The organism is Shewanella sp. K8 (assembly GCF_028823715.1).
Lineage (GTDB): Bacteria > Pseudomonadota > Gammaproteobacteria > Enterobacterales > Shewanellaceae > Shewanella > Shewanella algae.
Map to the genome: position 1 here is coordinate 20,911 of NZ_JAPEHY010000032.1, position 21,852 is coordinate 42,762.

Here is a 21,852-nt window from a genome sequence, read left to right on the forward strand (position 1 = left end):
GTAGGAAAACATTAATAGCTAAAAAAGAGAACAAGTTACTACTTGGCTCAACACCTTTTTATGGCTAAAGTTATCTGTATTAGGAAAGTCGTGACAATGATGTCCACCCTCAATCAGGAAGATACTATGAACCCTACCAAAGAAAGCTCCTTGGATTTGGAAGTGATCAGTTTGCTGGAAGACAAGCAAAAGATTCTTGCAATTAAACACCTGCGTGAACGTGAGAACTTGAGCCTAAAAGAGGCAAAGAGGAAGGTGGAAGACTATTTGCAGGGGCATCCGGAACTGGAATTGGCCGACCAAGAGCCTGGGAGCGGCAATGCAATGGTCTGGATAGTGCTGGTGGCATTGGCCGCAGCTGCAGCCTTGGCAGTTTCTACTCAGCTGTAGGCTTTGAAATATCTCTACTTCTGGCCGCTAAAATCCAAGTTTTTTTAAACTTTCCTCATTTCTAGGTAAAGAGAATTGAATTTTTCCAATTCTCTTTGCATCTTTTGCCATTTTTGACTAATTGTTGAGCCTGAGTCGAGAAAACTCACGGAAGCGATTGGCTTGAATGTGGTACCTTTGCCCGCTTTGATTTTGACAAGATGACGCCCTTGTGCGGCGGGGACATAACAATGAATAACAAACACTGGATTGGCAATATCGGCGTGCAAGTCGTGATTGCCATGTTTTTGGGGGCGGCTGTCGGCTGGTGGTTGGGCAAAGATGCCAGCATGTTTGCTCCACTGGGGACTATTTTTATCCATCTAATCAAGATGCTGGTCATTCCTCTGGTATTGGTGGCCATCATCTCCGGTGCCGCCAGCCTGGGGGATACGCCATCGGCGGGGAAAATCGGTCTCGGAACATTCGGCTTCTTTATTGTGACTTCGGGCATTGCCGTGGCGATGGCATTGGCGCTGGGAAACCTTTTTGAACCGGGCAAGGGTGTTGATTTTACCGCTCACAGTATGACGGATCTGATGGAGGTCACCAAGGAGCAGGGCGATCTCCCCGGGGTGATGGATACCTTCATCGGCATGATACCGACCAATGTGTTTGAGTCGCTGACAGGCGGCAATATTCTGCAGATCCTGGTGTTCAGTATCTTCTTCGGCATAGCACTGACCAAGGTCAAGGGCGATGGTGCCAAGCCGATCCTCGGCGCGCTCAACGCCATCACGGAGGCCATGGTATGGATGATCAACTGTGTGATGCTGGTGGCCCCCATAGGCGTATTCGGTCTGATGGCTGACTCAGTCGGCACCTTTGGTTTTGAAGCCCTGGAGGTGGTATTTAAACTGTTCATCGTCTTCGTTGGGGCAATTTTGATTTATGGTTTCATCTTCTTCCCCTTGGTGGTGCAACTGTTTTCCAAGGTGTCGGCGGCACGCTTTATCAGTGCAATGAAAAAGCCACAGGTCATGGCGCTGTCCACAGCTTCCTCCATGGCAACCTTGCCGGTGAATATGGAAACCTGTGAGCAGGAGTTGAAAGTCTCAAAAGCCACGGCTTCTTTCGTATTGCCGTTGGGCGCCACCATCAATATGAGCGGCAACGCCATCTATTATGGTTTGGTCGCCATGTTCTTTGCCCAAATGTATAACATTGATCTGAGCCTTGCCGCCTATGCGGCTATCATCTTCACCTCTACCTTGGGCGCTATTGGCCAGGCCGGGGTGCCGGGACCTTCTTTCCTGGTGGTGGCCGTATTGCTGGCGGCCAAGATCCCTATTGATGGATTGCCACTGCTGTTTGCCCTCGACCGGGTATTTGACATGATACGTACATCGCTGAATATTACCGGCGATGCAGCCTGCGCTCTGGTGATGGACAACTTTTGTCCCGAGGAAGCCAAGAGCTGATAGCGTGAGTTTGTTTGCCGTGAGCAGGTAATAAAAAGCCAGGAAACTATTCCTGGCTTTTTTCATGGGTGGAGATTATTCCGCATCACCCAGTGACAGTAGAGTGGCATTGCCACCTATGGCTGTGATGTTGTTGGTGCGGGTCTTCTCCGTCATAAAGCGGGTCAGGTAGTGTGGCCCGCCAGCCTTGGGGCCTGTGCCGGAAAGCCCCTGACCACCGAAGGGCTGCACACCCACCACGGCGCCAATCTGGTTACGGTTGATATAGACGTTACCTACATTGACTCGGTCGGCAACGCTCAGGGCGTGGCCTTCATTGCGGCTGTGGATCCCCAGAGTCAGACCAAAGCCTGTGCTGTTGATATCGGCAATCACCTTGTCCAGCTCTGAGGCTTTGAAACGGATAACGTGCAGTATCGGGCCGAAATGCTCTTTCTCCAGCACCTTGATGGAATCGATTTCCACCGCTGTTGGAGCAACGAAATGGCCATCCTTACAGTCAGCGGGCAGCTCCACCTGTTTGATAAGCTTGCCTACCTGTTTGATGTGCTCGATATGAGCGTTGAGATTGGCCTTGGCTGTGGCATCGATCACAGGGCCGACATCTGTCTTCACTGAACCTGGATAGCCAATGCTGAGTTCATCCATGGCACCCTTGAGGATCTCCAGTACCCGATCGGCGATATCTTCCTGCAGATAGAGTACCCGCAGCGCCGAGCAGCGCTGGCCGGCACTGGTAAAGGAAGAGGCAACCACATCGTTGACCACTTGCTCCGGCTGGGAGGTGGAGTCTACCACCATGGCATTTTGACCACCGGTTTCGGCGATAAGCGGAATGATGGCGCCTTCGCGGGCAGCCAGAGCACGGTTGATCACCTTGGCCGTGCCGGTCGAACCTGTGAAGCATACGCCGCCGATACGTTCGTCGCTGGTCAGTGCGGCGCCGACACTGGCGCCTGTGCCCGGCAGGAATTGCAGCACTTCTTTGGGGATCCCGGCTTCATGGGCCAGTTGTACGGCGCGGTAACCCACCAGGCAGGTTTGCTCGGCAGGTTTGGCGATAACTGTGTTGCCGGCAGCAAGGGCAGCAGTCACCTGACCGAGGAAAATCGCCAACGGGAAGTTCCAGGGGCTGATACAGACAAACACACCGCGGCCTTGAACAAACAGCTCGTTCAATTCACCGGTCGGCCCAGGGAGCAGCTCGGGTTTGCTCATCATCTTCTTGGCCTGCACTGCATAGTAGCGGCAGAAGTCGATGGCTTCACGGACTTCATCTATGCCGTCCTGCAGACTCTTGCCTGCTTCGCGGGTACAGAGCACGATCAGCTCTTCGCGATTTTCTTCCAGCAGGTCGGCCAGTTTTTGCAGCGCGTTGGCGCGCTTTTCCACCGGCGTGCGACACCAGGCAGGGAAGGCGGCGACGGCTGAACTTATGGCCTGCTCGACGGCTTGGTTGTCGGCAAAAACCACCTGACCGACGGTTTGTGTCGTGTCATAGGGGCTGACAACCGCCTTTGACTCGCCGCTCAGGGTTTCACCATTGATCAGCGGGCCGCCATGCCATTGATGAGTCTTGAACTGATCCAGTGCTGCGAAGAAGGGTTCGGCTTCAGAGAGAATGTTCATATTGAGTCCCTTGGAGTTTTTGCGTTCACTGCCAAAGATGTCGGCAGGCTTCACTATCTTGTTATTGGCCAGGGTTTTGTATTGTTTGACTGTCACCAGAGGGTGGGTGATCAGTGAATCGATCGGCGTCTTGGGATCCACCAACTTATGCACAAATGACGTGTTGGCACCGTTTTCCAGCAGACGGCGCACCAGATAGGGCAGCAGATCTTTATGGGCACCTATCGGGGCATAAATTCTGACTGTGCGAGCTCGGCTTTCCGCCAAAATAGTGTCGTACAGTTCCTGTCCCATGCCATGAAGACGCTGGAATTCAAACTCACGATCGCCGGCCATATCGCTGATGGCTGCGACCGTCTGGGCGTTATGGCTGGCAAATTGTGGATAGATGGCACCGCGGGTCTTGTCCGACAGCAGGAAACGGGCACAGGCCAAATAGGAGAGATCCGTCCCCACCTTGCGGGTGTAGAGGGGGTAACCGGCTTCACCTGCCTGCTGAGCCCACTTGAGTTCGCTGTCCCAATAAGCGCCTTTCACCAGTCGCAGCGGGATTTCATCGCCTTGCTCTTTGGCAAGCTTGGTCAGCCATAGGAGCACAGGCAGTGCCCGTTTGGAGTAAGCCTGCACCACTATGCCCAAAAGGCCCCAGCCCTTGGCGGCTTCTGAGTTGTATAGCTTGCGGAACAACTTGAGCGACAACTCAAGACGGTCTACCTCTTCGGCATCGATAGAGATACCGACATTCAGGCTGCGAGCTTGCTCAATCAGCTTGATCACTGTGGCATACAACTCGGACATGACTCTGTCTTCATTGGCCACTTCATAGCGGGGATGCAGCGCCGACAGTTTGATGGAAATCGTCGGTCTGGGCGCCTGGGATTCATCGTACTGCTGGGCTCCCAATTCGCTGATGGCGTGGGAGTAATCCTGGAAGTATTTCTGGGCGTCTCTCTGGGTCAGTGCGGCTTCACCCAGCATGTCGTAAGAGTGGGTATAGCCCTGCTTGCGCTTGTCTTCACTGTTTTTCAGCGCTTCTTTAACTGTGCGGCCGAGTACGAACTGCTTGCCCATGATCTTCATGGCGGCATACATGGCTTGACGGATCACCGGCTCACCCAAGCGATTAACCAAGCGCTTCAATAAGTTGCTTGGACTGCCATCCAGGTTGCGGTCAAGTTTGACGATTTTGCCCGTCAGCATCAGGCCCCATGTCGAAGCGTTGACCAATACAGAATCACTCTTTGACAGATGCTCGTCCCATTTGGCACCTGAGAGCTTGTCTTCAATCAGGGCATCGGCCGTTTCCGGATCCGGGATCCGCAGCAGGGCTTCGGCCAGGCACATGAGTATGATGCCTTCCTGAGTCTCAAGGCTGTATTGCTGTAAAAAAGCGTCTATACCTACCATCAGACCTTTTTTGTCATATTGACGAACCTTGCTGACCAAGTCGTGGGCGCGACGGGTCACACGCTCAATGGTTTCGTCACTCGACGGGACTAGCTTGATCAGATCGGACAGATATTGCTCTTCGTCGACAATATAGTTGTCACTGATGGCTTTAAAGAGTTCGTCGAGATTGGCGCTATCATAGTGGCCTGCCAGAACTTCACTCGCTTTGAACATAGTTATCGCTTCCATCTAAGCCGGTTGGGGGCAGTTAAGGACTGCTCGAATTACCTGGAATATGTCTGACGCAAAAGACGCTTTATTATTTTTGTATACAATATTGGCGCTTGCGCGCGCCGATTATACAATCAAAATGTGATCTGTGACACCAATCTTGGCGGGAATGTGAAAATTGTTTAATTGGCTTTACGTAGCCCAGCTGTAAAGTCACATAAACAAAAGGCCAGTGGTTTTAAACACTGGCCTTTGAGAAGGGAAAAAATGCTATTACATCCAACGATCTTTCTTGCGTCGCTGTGGTCTTGGCATGTAAACCAGAATGACCCCGAGGATTAAACCCAGGGCGGCGATGAGTCCGCCTTCCTGCCACATACGGAAACGTTCATTGTCTTTCATCGACTTGAGCTTGGCTATGGCTTCGTCGCGTTCTGTGCTGGCTTCAGCCAGTTCCGCCTGGGCCTTGCTCAGCTGAGACTTGAGGCTGCCAAGCTCGCCCTTGAAGTCACCATTTTCGCTCTGAAGTCCTGTGAGCTGGCCTTTGGCTTCGGCCAACTGGCTTTCCAGTTCTGAGACGCGAAAACGCAGCGACTTGTCCTTGGAGATCATGCTGGTCAATACCCAGCCTTCACGATCCTTATGGTCGATAATCTTGGTGTAATCGCCTTGGCGCTCAGGCAACACGCTTATCTGCTGACCGGCTTCGACACTACCCAGGATCCGGTATTGAGTGCCGGGTCCACCATGAATGTAGATGAAGACATCGTCCGAAATATAGCGCGTCTGGCCTTGGGCCAATAGGGTGGGAGACAGGAGCATCATCCCTATGAGAGTCAGGAGTCTTAACACTTAGTCATTCTCTGTCGCAAAATACTGCCCACATGCTAGGGATTTGAGGGCGCCAATGCAAGAGGGAAGTCATTCGACTTCCCTCTTATAATCATGATATTTACCGTGATTTCTACAGCTATTTCTGTTAGCCGAACACACCTTTAATGGTGAAGAAGAACAGAATAGACAAGCCGGCACCGGCTGGCAGGGTGACGACCCAAGAGACCACAATGTTGCGAACCACACCGATATTGATGGCGGCAATACCCCTGGCCATGCCCACGCCCAGTACCGCACCCACCAGAGTTTGAGTGGTGGAGATAGGCAAACCTGTGCCCGAGGCGATAACCACGGTTGACGCAGCAGCCAGCTCGGCGGCAAAGCCGCGACTTGGGGTCAGGTGAGTAATATTTTTGCCTATGGTGGTCATTACGCGCTTACCGAATATGGCCAGTCCCATAACGATACCGACGGCGCCTAGAGGCAGAATCCACCAAACCAAAGCTGACTTAGAGCCGATTTCTCCGCCACTGCTGACTACAGAGACTACCGCGGCCAATGGGCCGATGGCGTTGGCCACGTCATTGGAACCATGGGCAAAAGCCATACAACAGGCAGTCACTACCATCAGGATTGCGAAGACTCTTTCCACGTTACCAAATTGAGTTTGGCGGTCATTTTTGCTGCTCATTTTCAGGCGGCTGATGGCAATTTTACCTGCGATACCCACCAGAATGGCAATCGCCAGTGCCAGCAGATAGGCTTCCACTGTGCTGAACTTGAGACCAACGTGTTTCAATCCTTTGGTGATGGTGACCAAAGACATTACAAAGCCGGCAAAGGCCATGTAGAAAGGCACATAACGTTTGGCGTTACCCAGAGGATCTTCGGTGTTGAAAATCAGTTTTTGTACGCTCTGGAAAATCATAAAGGCGATAAAGCCGGAAATCGCAGGGGTGATGACCCAAGAGCCAACGATACCAACGACTTTGCCCCAGGCAACGGCTTCAGTGCCCACGCCCACGGCGGCAAAACCTATGATGGCACCCACGATAGAGTGAGTGGTGGAAACCGGCCAGCCCAGAGCTGATGCGGCGACCAGCCAAATGCCTGCGGCCAGCAGCGAAGCTATCATGCCGTAGACCAGGAGTTCCGGCACTTCGGTAAAGTAGCTGGAATCTATGATCCCATTGCGAATGGTGCTGGTGACTTCGCCACCGGCCAGATAGGCCCCGGCGAATTCAAAGATCATTGCGATAATGATCGCTTGCTTAATGGTAATTGCGTTTGAACCAACAGACGTACCCATTGCATTCGCCACGTCGTTGGCTCCAATGCCCCAGGCCATAAGAAACCCGAAAACAGCCGCGATACCTATGAGCCAGGGGCCATAGGTGACTAATACATCAACCATGTTGTTACCTTGATAACCTTTTGTTTGTTAGACGCGAGCCAGCATCAGCTCAAGGCGGGAACCGACACGTTCGGCAAGATCTGCCAGGTCACCAACCCACTCAATTATCTTATAGAGAAACATGACATCGATAGGATTCAGTTCAGCTTCCATAGCGAACAGCTGTCGACGCACCTGAATTTGCAGATCATCAGTGTCTTCTTCGATGGCATCGAGTTCACTGATCATTTTGGCTACCAAATCCACTTCACGGCCACGGAAGCCTGCTTCCAGCAGATCATCGAGCTCGTTGATCGCTTCTTTGGCCAGGGCGACTGCATCCAGGCAGCGCTGCAAATAAGCGATGAAAGGGGTTTGGATGGTTTGAGGGACAAGCAGTTGGCGGCCGATGATTCGACCTGAAATATCTTTGGCTTTATTGGCGATTTTGTCCTGTTGAGTCAGGAGCTCCAGCAAGTCAGTCCTTTCTACTGGCATAAACAAACCACCTGGCAGTGTCAGGCGGATTTCGCGTTTCAGTGAGTCAGCTTCTTTTTCCTCTTGGCTGATCTTCTTGCGAATAGTGACCGCATTGTCCCAATCTTCAGCTATGGTTGCTTCGAAGAAGGGCACAAGTAACGAAGCGCAATCGTATACTTTGTCTATATGCTCTTGCAGAGGTTTTATCGGCGATTTTGCAAACACGCCTAAAATAGAGTTTACTGGCATAGCCGTTTACCTATTTAGGTTATTCCACTATTGGAAAAGCGGGCGAATGTTAACCCAAGCGTCCGCTTATTGAAACTGTGTTTTTACAGAAAACACGTCAGTTCTTATTCTATCGGGTTATATATCACCCGACAGGATAATCCTAGGTCATTTTTGTGACAACAATATGACATTGTGACCTCGAAATGACGAGATGATGAATTTTTGATGACAAAATGAGCAGTAGTGCACCATGGATGCCGACAATCAACAAAATGAGATAGAACTTAAGCTCTTTTTCCCCGCCACGGAAGTCAGTCGCCTGACCACATTTCTGAACTCCTTACCCGCTGCCACATCCCAAGGGTGCCAGCAGCTAAGTAATGGCTATTATGATACGCCCGAGCTGGCACTGCGTCAGCTGGATATGGGCCTTAGAGTCCGCGGATGTGATGGCAAGCGGGAGCAAACCATAAAAACGGCCGGTCGTGTTAGCGGTGGGATCCACAGTCGGCCGGAATACAATGTCGATATAGACGCCAATAGCCCGGTTTTGTCGCTATTTCCCGCCGAAATTTGGCCTGAGAATTTCGACATCGATGCGTTGCAGGCCCGGCTTACCTGCCTGTTTCATACCGATTTTCAGCGTTGCCGCTGGTTGGTGGTTCAGGGGGAGAGCCTGATAGAACTGGCTCTGGATACCGGCACTATCGCCGCCGGGGGCCAGAGCGAATCGCTTTGTGAGTTGGAGTTTGAACTCAAGCGTGGCCGGGCGGCTGATCTCTTGCCGCTGGCACAGCAGGTTGCTGCCAATTTGCCCATGCGTCTTGGGAAGGCCAGCAAGGCGCAGCGAGGTTATCGTCTGGCGCAGCAGGCCAGTCCGCTGGCGTTGGAGGCGCTGCAATATATCAGCCTGCCCTACGACAGTGATATCAAAGCTACCCTCCTGGTGGTGCTGGAAACGGCGCTGGAGCGTTGGCAACTGTTGGAGGGCATGATTGCCGAGAGTTTGGATGACCCGGCAGGGCAAGCGTTATTGTGGCAGCGTCTGCGCTCCTGTGTGCGCCTGCTGCGCTTGACCCTGGGCCAGTTTACTCTGGGCAACAGCCAGACAGATGCGGGATTTTTCTGGCTGGAGCAGCAACTCGCCTTTGTAACAGAAGCCAACTCTCTCACGCGTCTGGCCCAAGATAAATTGTTGCTTGGTAAGTTGGCCAATGCCGAGAGCGTGCGCGAGCGAGCCGTGCAACAGTTGCAAAAGATGGATTTCCGCAGCCGCTTGCAAGCGCTATGGCAGGATTGCCGTTATGGTCAGCTGCAGTTGCAACTGGTGAATATGTTGCTTGAGCTGGCCAGTGGCGAGATGCAGATAGCCGTGGCAGGGGGCTTGAAGGGAACCTGTGACGGTCTGCAGGAGGCTTCCTGGCAAAAACTGCTGGCGGCCATGCCGGGAGACGAACTCAGCCGTGATGATTATCTCAAGCTGGCAGCTCCCTTGGATGAAGGCATTCTGGTGGGGTTGGCCTATGGCAGTCTCTACTCATCCAAGGCTCGCGATAGTTTCCGCGCGCCCTGGCAGGACTTGAGTCAGGGGATCATCAGTCTTGGCGCTTATGCCATGGCCGAGCAGTTGGCGCCAGAGCTTGCCGAGGCTTTGGCAGACAAACAGCAGAGTCTGATTTTTGCCATGGAACAATCCCGCAAGATGGCACTGCAGCAGCAACCCTACTGGCGCTGATGTCTGGTAAGAGTTCCGGACGAATCGCCCGGGACTAATCAATCGACTAAAAAGGACGCCTCGGCGTCCTTTTTAGTCGATTGATTAGTCCCGTTGCTGCTGCGCCAGCTTCTGTTTCAAGTCGGCGATTTCCGTCAGCATCTGTTGTTGGTTGGCTTCCATGCGTTCGAGTACCAAATCCAACTCGCTCTTGATGACCTTGCTTTGGTTTTCCAGGCTCTCCTGCTCATCGGGAGCGACAAATAGTGATGCCATATAACCGGAAATAACCCCGAAGAAACTGACCCCGCAGACGATGACCACCCCACCTATCACATGGCCCACTGTCGTCACAGGGTAAAAGTCACCGTAACCTACGGTGGAAATGGTCACTATTGCCCACCAGATGGCGTTTTCGGCGGTTTGAATATTGGCGCCTTCGGCGCCGCTTTCCACCAGCAACATCAATACCGAGGCTATGGTGATGATGGTGACCATGGATACCAGCAAGCTGGCGATGGTGGCCTGACGCCTTTGCTTCAGCAGTGGCCCTATCAGGGAGCGACTCATGCGAATGAGCCTCAATACCCTGAGGATCTGAAATAAACGGGCAAAGCGCAGTGCTTCAATCGCCGGAATACTGGCGACAAAGTCGACCCAGTGAGACTTGATATAGGTGAGTTTATTCTCTGCCCGGAACAGACCCACCAGGAAATAACTCATAAAGATAAAGCAGATACCCGTATCAATATAAAACAACAACTTGTGGGTTTCAGGATCGACAGGGACAAAGGTCATGATAAGGATCACAACCACAGAGATCAGCGACAACATCATCATCGCCAATTCGAAAGGGGAGACCTGAACAGGCGGTTTCAGGAACCAGCGAGATTTATCCGGCATTGGTTCTTCCATTGAGAAACTTTGTATCCTTTCAGGGTAAAAGACTTGCCGTTAGCTGTAAACGCGCTTGTTTATTGCTCGTCTACGAATTGTACCAGGTCTTCCAATACCCGTTTTTTGATTTCCAATTGCGCATCCGGAGCCAGGCCGTATTTTTCGGCGAGCTGGACATAATCGGTGGGGCTGAGCGAAACGGTTAACCGTGGCCGCTTGGGACGCTTGGCCACGGATAAACCCAATATCATGCGTATCTGATCTGAAGGGCTGACACCTGTATCCAGGGCCGCCTTGCGGATGGAGTATTGAAACCTTTCATCCAGATCAAAAGCTACCTGAGTCGCCTTGGCAGCCTTTTGGTTTTGTAACCATTTTTCCGGATAAGGGTGGTTCTTGCTCATGCCGCATTATTCTCCTGGCCAGTAGTCACGAATATCGCTGAGGGGGCGGTAAAGGGTCAGCGCAACGTCGGTTTCGCCGCCTTCATAGACTTCGATATCCAGAGCGCGAGACTCATCGTCATCCAGCAACTGATAGCTTTCGAAGGCATCACCTGTTGCACCGTCAGCATCCTGAGGCGGCCTGAGTCCACGGTAATCTTCCCGGTGGAAATAGCCAAACTCAGCAAAACTGACCTGATGGTAGTGTTTCCCGAGCCATTGCTCAAGCATCTCAGTCTCGGCAGTGAGTGCCTTGGTACTCAGCTCAGCTTTCCCCGGCTCATCGAAGATCGCGGAGAAATCATCCAGATCGAATAAGGCATCGACCTGAGCGCGGCTTATCTTCAGCGAGAAAGCCAGCCAGGTTTCGTCGTCTTCATCCAGCCCCAGATAGATGGCTTCGCCGCTGTGCCCCTTGAGTACCCATTCAGTCGACTGACTGCGCTGATACTCATAGGTATTGACGGCTTCGACCCTAAGCTGCTGCCCGCGCAGATGCGCGGGCAGGGCAAAGCTGTCATCAAGGGAGATCATATCGCCCTTTTGCAGCTCTGATGGGTGCTTAAGCTGACGCACTGGAGTTTCTTTTTTGCCAAACAGGCTGCCAAAGAATCCCATAGGTTATCAGCCTTTCTTGGCTTTCAAACGCTCGAGCACATCGCTGGCGTTGCTCTTTTGCTCGCCGATACCGGCTTCAGCCAGCTTGGCTTTCAGCGATTGGTCGCTGTTCTCGGCTTCCAGGTTTTCGGCAGCCTTCAAGCGGTCGTCAAACTGTTGCTGACGTGCCTTGATACGCTCCAGTGAGTCTTTGGCGTTGAGCAGCTTGGAGTTGCTTGACGCGAAAGAGTCGGTAATGGAAGCCGTGGCTTTTTGTACGCTTTCAGTGGTCTTGACCATGCTCAACTGACGCTGATAGTCGGCCAGCTGACGTTCGGTCTTCTTCACCAGATCTTTCAGGCGGGCAGCATGGGCGCTGAAGCTGTCATTGGCAGTTTGTTGCTCGGCCAGTTCCATTTCCAGCTGGGCAATCTTCTCGGCCACTTCCAGTGCCAGAGTTTCATTGCCTTTTTCCAGTGCCTGAGTGGCATAGCCTTCATGCTCGGCGACAGCACGCTTAATGCGATCGATTTCACGGCTGGCTTGCATCTCTTTGGCCATCACATCTGTCAGTTCACGCTTGGCCTTGGTGAGGTGTTTCTCGGCGTCACGGATCTCCTGTTCGAAGATGCGGGTTGAGTTGGCATCCACTATGCTTTGGCCGACTTCGTTGGCCCCACCGCGGAATGCTGTAAGAATTTTGTTCAGTATGCCCATGATTTGGCTCCTTATTTCAAAAAGTCGACCAGTTCGTCAATGACTTCGAGACAGTTGTCAGACAGGACAGAGAGTTCCTGCTCTATTTCCAGCATGCTCGATTGCAGGGAGAGTGCACCGTAAACCACATATTTATCGTCAATCTTGGCGAATGAAGACAGTGGCATAGGGATGTTGAGTTCCAACATGGTTTCAAACATCTCGGCACGGCGTTCCTGCTTGAGTTCATCCTCTCCCCAGAGATAACTGATGCAGAGGATTTGGTTTTCCGTTACCGAAACAAATACGGGGATCTCTTCACGGCCAACCACATTGACCTGCAACACTTCTACATCCCCTTCAATGGGGTAACAGTCAAACTGGAACCCAGTAGAGCTGTTGTCGCCAAGTCCATTTAAATGATTGGCAATAGTGTGAATATTCATATTTGTCCTCTTTGACATATTATGTCTGCGTTTAAAGATAACACCGAGACATAATATGTCAAGCGTTATCTTTGCCTGTTTAAAAGGTTGCTACACCCTGTTCATCTGTCCATGCCTGTAGGTGGTAGTAATACAGCTGTAGCGAGCCTATGGTGTTGGGCTGAACCTGGTCCATCTTAGTGTAAAACTGTTTCGGAAACTCGAAGGCTCCGCGAATAAGCCCGGGCGTCAACCAGTCATCCTCCACCGGCAGTTGCTGCATCTGTTGCAGCCGGCTCTTGGCATCCTGGCCATTGAGTGTCCCTATGGTCCAGCCCCATTCGCCAAAGCTGGGCACATTGTGGTGATACTGATTCACCTTGAATCCCGCCAGCGCCAGGGTCTTGCCTACAGAGATAAAGGCCTTGGTCGCATGGTAAGGCGAGGTGGACTGTATACTGATGGCCCCATCCGCGCTCAAAAGTTCCCTGAGTTTTTTATAAAACAGGTCTGAATAGAGCTTATTGAGATCCGGATGTGAGGGATCAGGCAGATCCACTATGATGGCATCGTATTTATCGCCGCGGGCCAGCAAGCGGTCGACACCGTTAAAGGCATCGTCGAAAACCGTTTCCACCCTGGGATCGGCAAAGGCGTTGCCGTTGAGGCCGAGCAATGCTGTCCTGAGATCTTCCGGTACTTCAGCCCCGGGTTCTTTGAACAGTTTGACCATCTCGGCATCAAGATCCACCAAAGTGACCTGCTTGGGTTGCCATTTCAGTACCTGTTTCAAGCCCAATCCATCACCGCCGCCTATGATCAACACCTTGTCGTGACGGGCACTGGCAGCCAGAGTCGGATGTACCAGGAAGGCGTGATAGATATGCTCATCGCTGGAGGAAAACTGCAGCCGGCCATTGATATAGAGGGAGTAAACAGGTGGCAGATGGTTACCCATCAGGCGCTTGGTCAGTGTCAGTTGCTGAAACCGGGTAGCCTTGGCATAGACGACCTTGTCCTGATACAGGAGGTTGTTGAACCCTTGCTCCCAGGTCGGCCCCTTGATGGCCAGCATCAGCAGCACTCCTGTGGCCAGTACGTGTGCCGCCAGTAACCAGTTGGCGGCGCGGATCCTGTCCCTGAAGCGGATAATAAAGATAAACCCGGCCAAGAGGTTAAAGGCGGCGGTCATGGCGGCAGCCAGCTGGATATCCAGCGCCAGCATAAAGCCGACCCAGAGCGCCGCACCCACACCAGCACCTATATAGTCCGCGCCATAGATGGTGCCGGCATTGTGCAGCAGGTGTTCATCGGACAGTGCCTGACGCACCCTGGCAATGAGCGGGATCTCCATGCCTATCATCAAACCGAGCAACACACCCCAGAGATAGGGCAGGTAGCGGGATAACTCCTGAAAACGGCCGATAAAGCCACCCTGAGGCAGATGATCCGGCGGTAGCCCCAGGGTTCGTCCTATCAGTTCCGGCAGCTCGTGGCCAAAGCCGATGACGGCCGCGGTGATCAGAATCGCCAGTGAGCCCAGCAAGGCGACAGTCAATTCCAATACTGCAAAGCCGCTGAAGGCGCACTTTATCTTGCGGGCGGCAAAGGCCCCCAAGCCCATGGAGACTATCATCAAGCCTATCATGGTGTAGATGGCCGCCTCGAGGGCGCCCAAAATGCGCCCGGCATAATGGGAAAGCAGGTATTCGTATATCAGACCACAGGCCGCCAGTACCCCCATGATCCCCAAAAGCAGGGCATCATCGAGGGCACCTAAGTGGCGTCTGTTGGGCTCTTGGGTGTTGGCGTTACTACTTAATGCCACGGGATCAGGCCATCAAAGCGGTGAGGATCAGCGCAACCGCTATGCTGATCGCCATTTCAACTGCGGCCAAGCCTATGTTGTGCTGCTTCTCCACCTCATCGGCGAGGTCAATTTTTGCCAGCACCAGGAGTTTGACCAAGGGCAGCAACAGGCTCAGTACCACCAACATAATGAAGGAGAACACCAGCCAGCCAAGGGCGTTGGTGACATAGGCTTCAGGGCTGAAGACGATAAAGTGACTGGCGGCATTGAAGCTCAGCGCCATGGCGGTCATCGCCCCGGCATGACGTATCGCCAGGGCGGTATTTCCCTGCGCCAGCGCTTGCTGCATTGAGCTGTCCTGGTTGCGGGCGGCGTAGCGATTCTCTCTGAGGCGGGTCAGCAACACCAGCATCAATTGAGAAATGGCGAAGGCGCTGAGGATGGCAATAAAGGTATCCAGGGTCAGATCTTCGGCCCATAGCAGCACGGCGCGGATAATAATCGCAGTGGCGATAGCGGCCGAGGCATCGACTATGGCAACCGACACATTGCCTTTGAGCACCAGGGCATTCTTGTCGATATTATTCAAGGCGATTTTATCGTGCAAAAAGCGCCCCAGTTTGATCAGCACTAGACCAAACAGGCCGTAGGCGCTCATGCCGATGGCTTCCTGCAGATAACTGTGAGCGGCGGCGCCGGTAATGGCGCCGGTCAGCACTATACCCAGTGCCGCCACAGCGCCGGCGGTGCTGATGCCGAAGGCGAAGTTGTCTCTGACCGCCAGCTCTTCACTGCTGTTTACCCGAACACTCCATCCCTGCAGGTAGCGGGTCAGAGTGAGCAGTACCACGGCGATAGAAAGGTCGATGGCGAGTATGACGGCCAGTTCCTGAGTGATGCCGAATTCCTGAAATAGAGTCATGTTCATTCCTTAAGTTGTGATCCTGGCTGAGTTATTTGCCCCGGCTGACACCACGGCTGGTGCGACTGCCAGAATTACGGAAACTGCTGTCTTTAGAGTAATTAGAGCGAAACTTGCTGGCCGTTTGCCCACTGCTGGATGGCTTGGGTGCGGCGCTGCTCTGACGAGAGAGGGCGCTGGAGCCCGAGCGGGACTTGGCATAAGGGCTGTCAAAGCGTTTGCCTTGAGAGTCGAAACGTTTTTTGGTGCGCTCATAGACCTGGGTTTGGGCCTTGGCCTGCTTGGGGGAGGTATAGCGATAGCGCCCCACATCATTGTAGTAGCTGTAATCCCTGCCTCTGGACCAGTTGTCATAATAAACCGGCCTGTGGAACAGGTTGGAAAACATGGAGTACATGCCATACCAGGCCCAAAAGGACATGCCGTTGGAATCGGTTTGCCACTGGCCATAGGCGGGGTTACCCACCAACTGGCTGCCGGCACCAAAGTCTTCCGAGCCATTGGCCAGGGTTGAAGCCTCGCGGCTGATGGCGTTGACCCTGGCGAGTTTGCCCTCTGACATATCGGCAATCACATTGACGGGATCTGACAGCATGTCGTTGAACAGGCTAGAGTCCAGTGCTTGATAGAGGTTGTTTCCCTCTTCCAACTGTTGGTCAAGATTGACAAAGTTGCTCGCCACCTTGGCGTCTTTCACCCTGCTTTCCAGTGACTTGTACAGTGGTCCCTTACTGGTGGCATCCAGTGTCAGTTGCTCCACCAGCGGCTGTAGCTCCGGCCGCTGCTGCGCCAGAATTTGACCATACTGTTTGAGTAAGATGCCATTGCGCAGCTGGTCTTTGTCCAGCATCTGGCCGAGTTTTTCCAGACGTTGGTCATTCAGCTGTTGCAACTGGGCAATCTGCTCGGGTCTGTCGTCACCGCAGGCTGTCAGTGATAACAGCATCAGCAGACTGAGAATACGGATCAGCATTCCTGCCATGTTTTCTCCATTATGATAAGCACTTGAGCCCGGCAAACGCTGCTAAAACCTCTGGTCCCCGTAGGCCGTCAGTGCAAGTTGGTGTAATCTGTGCACAGAGTATCACCCACAAGAATTGGGGTGAAGTCAGAATCATCTGCATCGGCCGGTTAAAATCCATGTCGAGCGGACGTTTGTGCGGCAAAGATGACATAATATGTCTAAATGGTCTTGAATACAATCGAACAGGGATAACTATGGAATTGGGGTGTGACAGTCAAAAGCCGTTTTCCGAGTTGCTGTGCAAACAGGCCGGTAAGCATTGGCATCTGCTGGTGGAGCGCTGGCCTGAGGTGGTCACCGAGCTCAGCCTCATAGAGCAGCAGGAGCTGCAGCGGGTTATGGGCCTGAGTGATTATGTTGCCACTCAGCTGTGCCGCCACCCTGAATGGATTGCCCCCTTCTTTAGCGGCCAGCTCACTCGCCTGGATAGACAAGACTTTGCCGACGAAATCCAATCCCTGCTCGACCCTGTCACCCAGGAAGAAACCGCCAAGTCAGTGCTGCGAAACTATCGCAACCGGCAAATGGTGCGCCTCGCCTGGCGCGACTTCATGGGTTATAGCCCGCTGCAGGAGTCACTGCTCGATCTCTCTGTATTGGCAGAGGCACTGATAATTGGCGCCAGAGACTGGCTCTATCGCGAAATGTGCCAGAGTCTGGGAACCCCCTGTGACTGCGACGGCAAGCCACAACCTTTGATGATCCTGGGGATGGGTAAGCTGGGCGGCCGTGAGCTGAACTTCTCATCTGATATCGACTTGATCTTTACCTTTCCGGAACACGGTGAGACCCAGGGCGGTCGGCGCAACCTGGATAACCAGCAGTTCTTTATCCGCATGGGGCAACGCCTGGTCAATCTGCTGGGGCAGGTCACAGTCGACGGCTTTGTGTTCCGGGTCGACATGCGTTTGCGCCCCTATGGAGAGAGTGGCCCGCTGGTGGTCAGCTACAGCGCCCTTGAGGATTATTATCAGGAGCAGGGGCGTGACTGGGAGCGTTACGCCATGGTCAAAGCCCGCGCGCTTGGTCCCTGGACTCAATACTCGGATGAGCTTCACGACCTGCTACGCCCCTTTGTTTACCGGCGTTATATCGACTTTTCTGCCATAGATTCCTTAAGGCGGATGAAGCGCCTGATTGCCCAGGAAGTGCGTCGACGACAGCTCAAGGACAACATCAAACTCGGTGCCGGCGGTATCCGCGAAGTGGAGTTCGTGGTGCAGAGTTTTCAGCTTATCCGCGGCGGCCGGGAGCCGGCGCTGCGCAGTCAAAGCCTGTTCGATGCCATAGATACCCTCTTTAGTTTGGGGCAACTTGAGTACCTGGCAGTAGATGAACTCAAGCAGAGTTATCTGCTGCTGCGCCGGGTAGAAAACCTGTTGCAGGCCATAGGGGATAAACAGACCCAAACCCTGCCGGATAACGGCCTGGATTGGCATCGTCTCTGCTACGCGTTGGGGATGGCCAATGAGGCAGAGCTGCGCAGTGAGGTTGAGGCCGCCATGTTCAAGATTCATCGCCATTTTCGCGATACCGTCGGCGGTGATGAAGACAATGAGGAGCAAAGTGATAGCTGGGCCTGCCAGCTCTGGGTCTGTGACAGCGAGGAAGACATACAATCGCTGCTGGCCGAGCGGGGCATAGAAGACAATGAACTCTGGAGCAGTCTGGCTCATTGGCGCGAGACGGTATCACGTCGGGCCATAGGGCCAAGAGGGCGGGATACCCTGGATAAGCTGATGCCGAAAATGCTTGAGGAGCTGACGCTGCAGCCCAATCCCGGGAAGGCATTCAAGCCGGTAACCGGCGTACTGGAGCAGATCCTCACCCGTACCACTTATCTTGAACTTCTGTGTGAAAACCCTGGCGCCCGCCAACAATTGGTGAGCCTGTGTTGTGCCAGTCCCTGGATTGCCCAGCAGCTGGCGAAATTCCCCATGTTGCTGGATGAACTGATCGATCCGGCGCAGCTTTATGACACCACCTCTCTGGATGACTACGGCAGTGAACTGCGCCAATACCTGCTGCGGGTTCCGGAAGAGGATATGGAGCAGCAGATGGAGGCGCTCAGGCAGTTTAAACTGTCGCAACAGTTGAAAATTGCCGCCGCGGATGTCACCGGGGTCTTACCTATCATGCAGGTCAGCGATCACCTGACTTTTCTTGCCGAAGCCATCATAGAGCAAGTGGTGCAACAGGCCTGGCAGCAAATGACAGAGCGCCACGGCGTGCCGCCTGGCCTGGCTGAAGGGGAGATAGGTTTTGCCGTCGTCGGCTATGGCAAGCTGGGTGGCATTGAGCTGGGCTACGGCTCGGATCTCGACCTGGTGTTTCTGCACAATGCCAAGGGCGGTTCGACTGACGGTGACAAGCCGTTGGATGTAGGGCACTTCTATCTCAAACTGGCGCAGCGGATATTACACCTGTTTTCCACCCGCACCATGTCGGGCGAGCTTTACGAGGTAGACATGCGCCTGCGACCATCGGGCGCCTCCGGGCTCTTGGTCAGTGAAATTGGGCATTTCGGCGAGTATCAGCAGCAGGAGGCCTGGACCTGGGAACATCAGGCTTTGGTTCGTGCTCGCTTTGTCTTCGGTGATAACGCCCTGGCGCAGGAATTTCAGGCGGTGCGTGACAGCGTGCTGCGCCAAGCAAGAGACAGGAAACAGCTGGCCAGCGAAGTGCGTGAGATGCGCCTCAAGATGCGCGACCATCTGCTCAAAGCGCCGCAGGGAATGTTCGATCTTAAACAAAGCGTTGGCGGTATCGCCGATATTGAGTTTATCGCTCAGTATCTGGTGCTGGCTCATGCCCATAAGCACCCCGAGCTGTGTATCTGGTCTGATAATGTGCGGATTTTTGAGGTGTTGGCCGAGCTTGAGCTGCTGCCCTTGATGTCGGCGCAGCATCTGACTCAGGCCTATTGCATGCTGAGGGATGAAAACCACAGGTTGACTCTGGCCGGTTTGCCAGGGCTGGTGGCACAGGAAAAAGTGGCGGAGCCGGCCGAACGGGTCAGTAACATCTATGAGCTTATCCTGGGGCAATAGTTTACCGGTGCGCTCAGGCTATCTGTAGTTAACGGAGAAGTTTTGTCGATTGCTTTGCCTGAAGCCACTGTTGAGGAATGCCTATGCCAAGACCCCCAAAGCCCTTGGATGAGCCACTAAGGCTGGCTACCCTGCAAGGACTCGGGGTGTTGGATACCGAAGCAGAGGAGCGCTTTGATCGCATCAGCCGCATGGCGCAGCGACTGTTTGAAGTGCCCATCTGTTTGGTTAGTCTGGTTGATGCCAAACGACAATGGTTCAAGTCCAGCTTAGGGAAGGTGCGAATAAGTCCTCGCGGCACTCTGGCTGACACAGCAATTGGCGTTCAAGGCATCTGACTGAAGGCATGCCGGGGCCTGTCGAAGTCGGATAACGCAGAGAGCCGGTTGCTGTGAAAGCCCCAAAGGGCGTGGCTTACAAGCCTGCCTGCTGTGTTGTGCTTCTTGCAAAGGACTAGGGCCATTTGCTGCGAACCACGCCTTGCATCCAGGCCTGTAAGCCGACGCAGAGCACGCATGGGACTTGTTCGCACCTTCCTTAGGTATCTCCCTCAGGGAGACACCCAGAGATCAGTCGTTTTGTGGTCATGCCATCCTGTCGCCTGAATCCATGCTGATCCCGGATACTCTCAAGGACCCTCGTTTTGCCGACAACCCTCTGGTTACCGGCGCTCCCCATATCCGCTTTTATGCCGGTTATCCTTTGACTATGCGCAATGGTTGTCGGGTTGGCACCTTCTGCATCATAGATGTACGCCCAAGAGAACTGTCCCAGGAAGATAAGCTGTGTCTGGAAGATCTCGGCCATATGGTGGAAAACGAACTGCAGCATATGGAAGAGGTCTGTCAGGATGAACTCACCGGCGTGGCCAACCGCCGGGGCTTTGAGTTACTGGGGGAGATGGCACTGTCTTCCTGTTGTCGTGAAAGTTTCTACGGTGCCTTACTGTATCTGGATCTCAACGAATTCAAGCCCATTAATGATACCTATGGTCACAGTGAAGGTGATGCCGTGTTGCAGGCCTTTGCCGCCATGCTGGTGAGCTGTTTCCGCGAGTCGGATGTGGTAGCCAGGCTTGGAGGTGATGAGTTTGCCGTACTGCTGACCCATTTGCGACCATTGGATGTCAGGGCCATCAAGTTGAGGTTCCGTAAAGCCTTGGCCGAACTCAACTTCCGCTTGGCAAAACCCTATCAGATCCGTGCCAGCCTCGGAGAAGCCCTATACGATCCGGCCCAACCCAGGAGCTTGGCCGAGTTGATGGCTCAGGCCGACTGCTTGATGTACCGCAGAAAGCCGGGGCGCGATTAGCTGGGTTGGCGTTTTGTTTTCTTAAGTAACCATCAAGTCATTACAACGGGCGACCAAGTCCTGAATTAGCCGCTTGCCCATATGGTTCAGGCTGGGCGCAGCATGCAGTACCAGTTCCATCGGTAATGGCGGTGGCAGAGTCTCTTGCTGAATATGGGCGTCTGTGAGCAGGCGTTTGGGCAACAGGCTCACTCCTATGCCTGCGGCTACAGCGGCTTTCACCTGTGACAGTGAATTACTGACTTGCACCATTTGCCACTCTATCCCGGTTTCATCAAGCAGCTGGATCATCTCACTTCGATATAAACCACCATTGGGAAAGGCCACCAAAGGTAGCGGGCGCTTTTCTGCCAGCGAGTGGCTGCGACTGTCGAACCAGCAAACAGGTTCTGGCCAGCAGGCGACGCCGCGACTGGCGCCGAGGCGTTGTTTCACCAGCACTATATCCAGTTTGCCATCACGAAATGCTTCATAAAGGCCTTGGCTCAGCCCAGATGTCAGTTCCAGTTGTAATGTCGGCTCCTGGCGTTGCAGCTTGGCCAACACCAGGGTCAGTACCTCACCGGCAAAATCTTCCGGCACTCCCAATCGAAGTGGGGTAAACGCCTCTTGTGTTCGACCTCCGGCTTCCCGCATCAGCGCCAGTATCTGTCTGGCATAAGTAAGCAGTCGCTCACCTTCAGGTGTGGTTTGGGCATAACGGCCACTGCGATCCAGTAAAGGATAACCCAATTGTTGCTCCAGACGGCGAAGCTGCTGGCTAACTGTTGACTGGGTCAGGTGAGTGGCGGCCGCGGCGCGGGTGAAACTGCCACTGTCGGCGACGGCGACAAAGGCCCGCAGTAATACAGGATCGAGCAGTGCCAGGTTGGCGGGAGAATGAGGTGTTTTCATCAGTACCGGATTAGTGAGAATTCCACTGATGA

General features: G+C 53.6%; 19 protein-coding genes. 6 read left to right on the plus strand and 13 right to left on the minus strand.

Translation table 11 applies throughout. The features are described from left to right. Window positions 1–126 precede the first annotated feature (126 nt). Complete coding sequence (locus tag ON072_RS16255; protein WP_037474925.1) at window positions 127–390, plus strand: hypothetical protein; 264 nt, start codon at window positions 127–129, stop codon at window positions 388–390. 230 nt (window positions 391–620) lie between these two features. Then, a complete protein-coding gene (locus tag ON072_RS16260) occupies window positions 621–1,850 on the plus strand; it encodes a dicarboxylate/amino acid:cation symporter (protein WP_025010350.1) in 1,230 nt (409 codons plus the stop codon). 75 nt (window positions 1,851–1,925) lie between these two features. Here the strand turns inward: ON072_RS16260 and putA are convergent, their stop codons facing one another. From putA to ON072_RS16280, 4 genes are all read right to left on the minus strand, one after another. Next, window positions 1,926–5,117, minus strand: coding sequence for a bifunctional proline dehydrogenase/L-glutamate gamma-semialdehyde dehydrogenase PutA (gene putA / locus ON072_RS16265; RefSeq protein WP_170946755.1), 3,192 nt, complete (start codon window positions 5,115–5,117; stop codon window positions 1,926–1,928). Between the two features lie 255 nt (window positions 5,118–5,372). After that, window positions 5,373–5,951, minus strand: coding sequence for a TIGR04211 family SH3 domain-containing protein (locus ON072_RS16270; protein ID WP_025010352.1), 579 nt, complete (start codon window positions 5,949–5,951; stop codon window positions 5,373–5,375). Window positions 5,952–6,078: 127 nt separating this feature from the next. Next, window positions 6,079–7,347, minus strand: a complete 1,269-nt coding sequence (locus tag ON072_RS16275; protein ID WP_025010353.1) for an inorganic phosphate transporter — start codon at window positions 7,345–7,347, stop codon at window positions 6,079–6,081. 27 nt (window positions 7,348–7,374) lie between these two features. Then, entirely contained in the window at window positions 7,375–8,055 is a 681-nt protein-coding gene (locus ON072_RS16280; protein WP_025010354.1) for a TIGR00153 family protein, read from the minus strand. Window positions 8,056–8,287: 232 nt separating this feature from the next. Here ON072_RS16280 and ON072_RS16285 point away from each other — a divergent pair, with 232 nt between their 5' ends. Next, window positions 8,288–9,772 carry a CYTH domain-containing protein gene (locus tag ON072_RS16285; RefSeq protein ID WP_261753266.1) on the plus strand — a complete coding sequence of 495 codons (1,485 nt, stop codon included), beginning with the start codon at window positions 8,288–8,290 and terminating at the stop codon, window positions 9,770–9,772. A gap of 84 nt (window positions 9,773–9,856) precedes the next feature. On the opposite strand, the gene ON072_RS16290 is transcribed toward ON072_RS16285, so the two are convergent. The 8 genes from ON072_RS16290 to ON072_RS16325 form a co-directional block, all read right to left on the minus strand. Continuing rightward, the gene (locus ON072_RS16290; protein WP_025010355.1) at window positions 9,857–10,654 is read right to left on the minus strand and encodes an ion transporter; all 798 of its coding nucleotides are present in this window, start codon (window positions 10,652–10,654) and stop codon (window positions 9,857–9,859) included. Window positions 10,655–10,725: 71 nt separating this feature from the next. After that, a complete protein-coding gene (locus ON072_RS16295; RefSeq protein WP_025010356.1) occupies window positions 10,726–11,052 on the minus strand; it encodes a hypothetical protein in 327 nt (108 codons plus the stop codon). 6 nt (window positions 11,053–11,058) lie between these two features. Continuing rightward, window positions 11,059–11,709 (minus strand): hypothetical protein, encoded by a 651-nt coding sequence (locus tag ON072_RS16300; RefSeq protein ID WP_025010357.1) that lies wholly within the window; start codon window positions 11,707–11,709, stop codon window positions 11,059–11,061. Between the two features lie 6 nt (window positions 11,710–11,715). After that, the gene (locus ON072_RS16305) at window positions 11,716–12,405 is read right to left on the minus strand and encodes a PspA/IM30 family protein (protein ID WP_025010358.1); all 690 of its coding nucleotides are present in this window, start codon (window positions 12,403–12,405) and stop codon (window positions 11,716–11,718) included. 11 nt (window positions 12,406–12,416) lie between these two features. Continuing rightward, window positions 12,417–12,830, minus strand: a complete 414-nt coding sequence (locus tag ON072_RS16310) for a YjfI family protein (protein ID WP_025010359.1) — start codon at window positions 12,828–12,830, stop codon at window positions 12,417–12,419. Between the two features lie 79 nt (window positions 12,831–12,909). Then, window positions 12,910–14,637, minus strand: a complete 1,728-nt coding sequence (locus ON072_RS16315) for a polyamine aminopropyltransferase (RefSeq protein ID WP_101059217.1) — start codon at window positions 14,635–14,637, stop codon at window positions 12,910–12,912. 4 nt (window positions 14,638–14,641) lie between these two features. Next, window positions 14,642–15,541 carry a DUF350 domain-containing protein gene (locus ON072_RS16320; RefSeq protein ID WP_261753267.1) on the minus strand — a complete coding sequence of 300 codons (900 nt, stop codon included), beginning with the start codon at window positions 15,539–15,541 and terminating at the stop codon, window positions 14,642–14,644. A gap of 31 nt (window positions 15,542–15,572) precedes the next feature. Then, the gene (locus ON072_RS16325; RefSeq protein ID WP_044733743.1) at window positions 15,573–16,523 is read right to left on the minus strand and encodes a hypothetical protein; all 951 of its coding nucleotides are present in this window, start codon (window positions 16,521–16,523) and stop codon (window positions 15,573–15,575) included. 236 nt (window positions 16,524–16,759) lie between these two features. Here ON072_RS16325 and glnE point away from each other — a divergent pair, with 236 nt between their 5' ends. The 3 genes from glnE (at window position 16,760) to ON072_RS16340 (ending at window position 20,926) form a co-directional block, all read left to right on the plus strand. Next, complete coding sequence (glnE, locus tag ON072_RS16330; RefSeq protein ID WP_274626102.1) at window positions 16,760–19,615, plus strand: bifunctional [glutamate--ammonia ligase]-adenylyl-L-tyrosine phosphorylase/[glutamate--ammonia-ligase] adenylyltransferase; 2,856 nt, start codon at window positions 16,760–16,762, stop codon at window positions 19,613–19,615. An 83-nt stretch (window positions 19,616–19,698) separates the two neighbouring features. Further along, window positions 19,699–19,953, plus strand: coding sequence for a hypothetical protein (locus ON072_RS16335; protein WP_096142556.1), 255 nt, complete (start codon window positions 19,699–19,701; stop codon window positions 19,951–19,953). A gap of 184 nt (window positions 19,954–20,137) precedes the next feature. Beyond that, window positions 20,138–20,926, plus strand: coding sequence for a sensor domain-containing diguanylate cyclase (locus tag ON072_RS16340; protein WP_025890085.1), 789 nt, complete (start codon window positions 20,138–20,140; stop codon window positions 20,924–20,926). A 21-nt stretch (window positions 20,927–20,947) separates the two neighbouring features. Here the strand turns inward: ON072_RS16340 and ON072_RS16345 are convergent, their stop codons facing one another. Beyond that, on the minus strand, window positions 20,948–21,820 hold the full coding sequence (locus ON072_RS16345; protein WP_025010363.1) for a LysR family transcriptional regulator: 873 nt from the start codon (window positions 21,818–21,820) through the stop codon (window positions 20,948–20,950). Window positions 21,821–21,852: the final 32 nt, after the last annotated feature.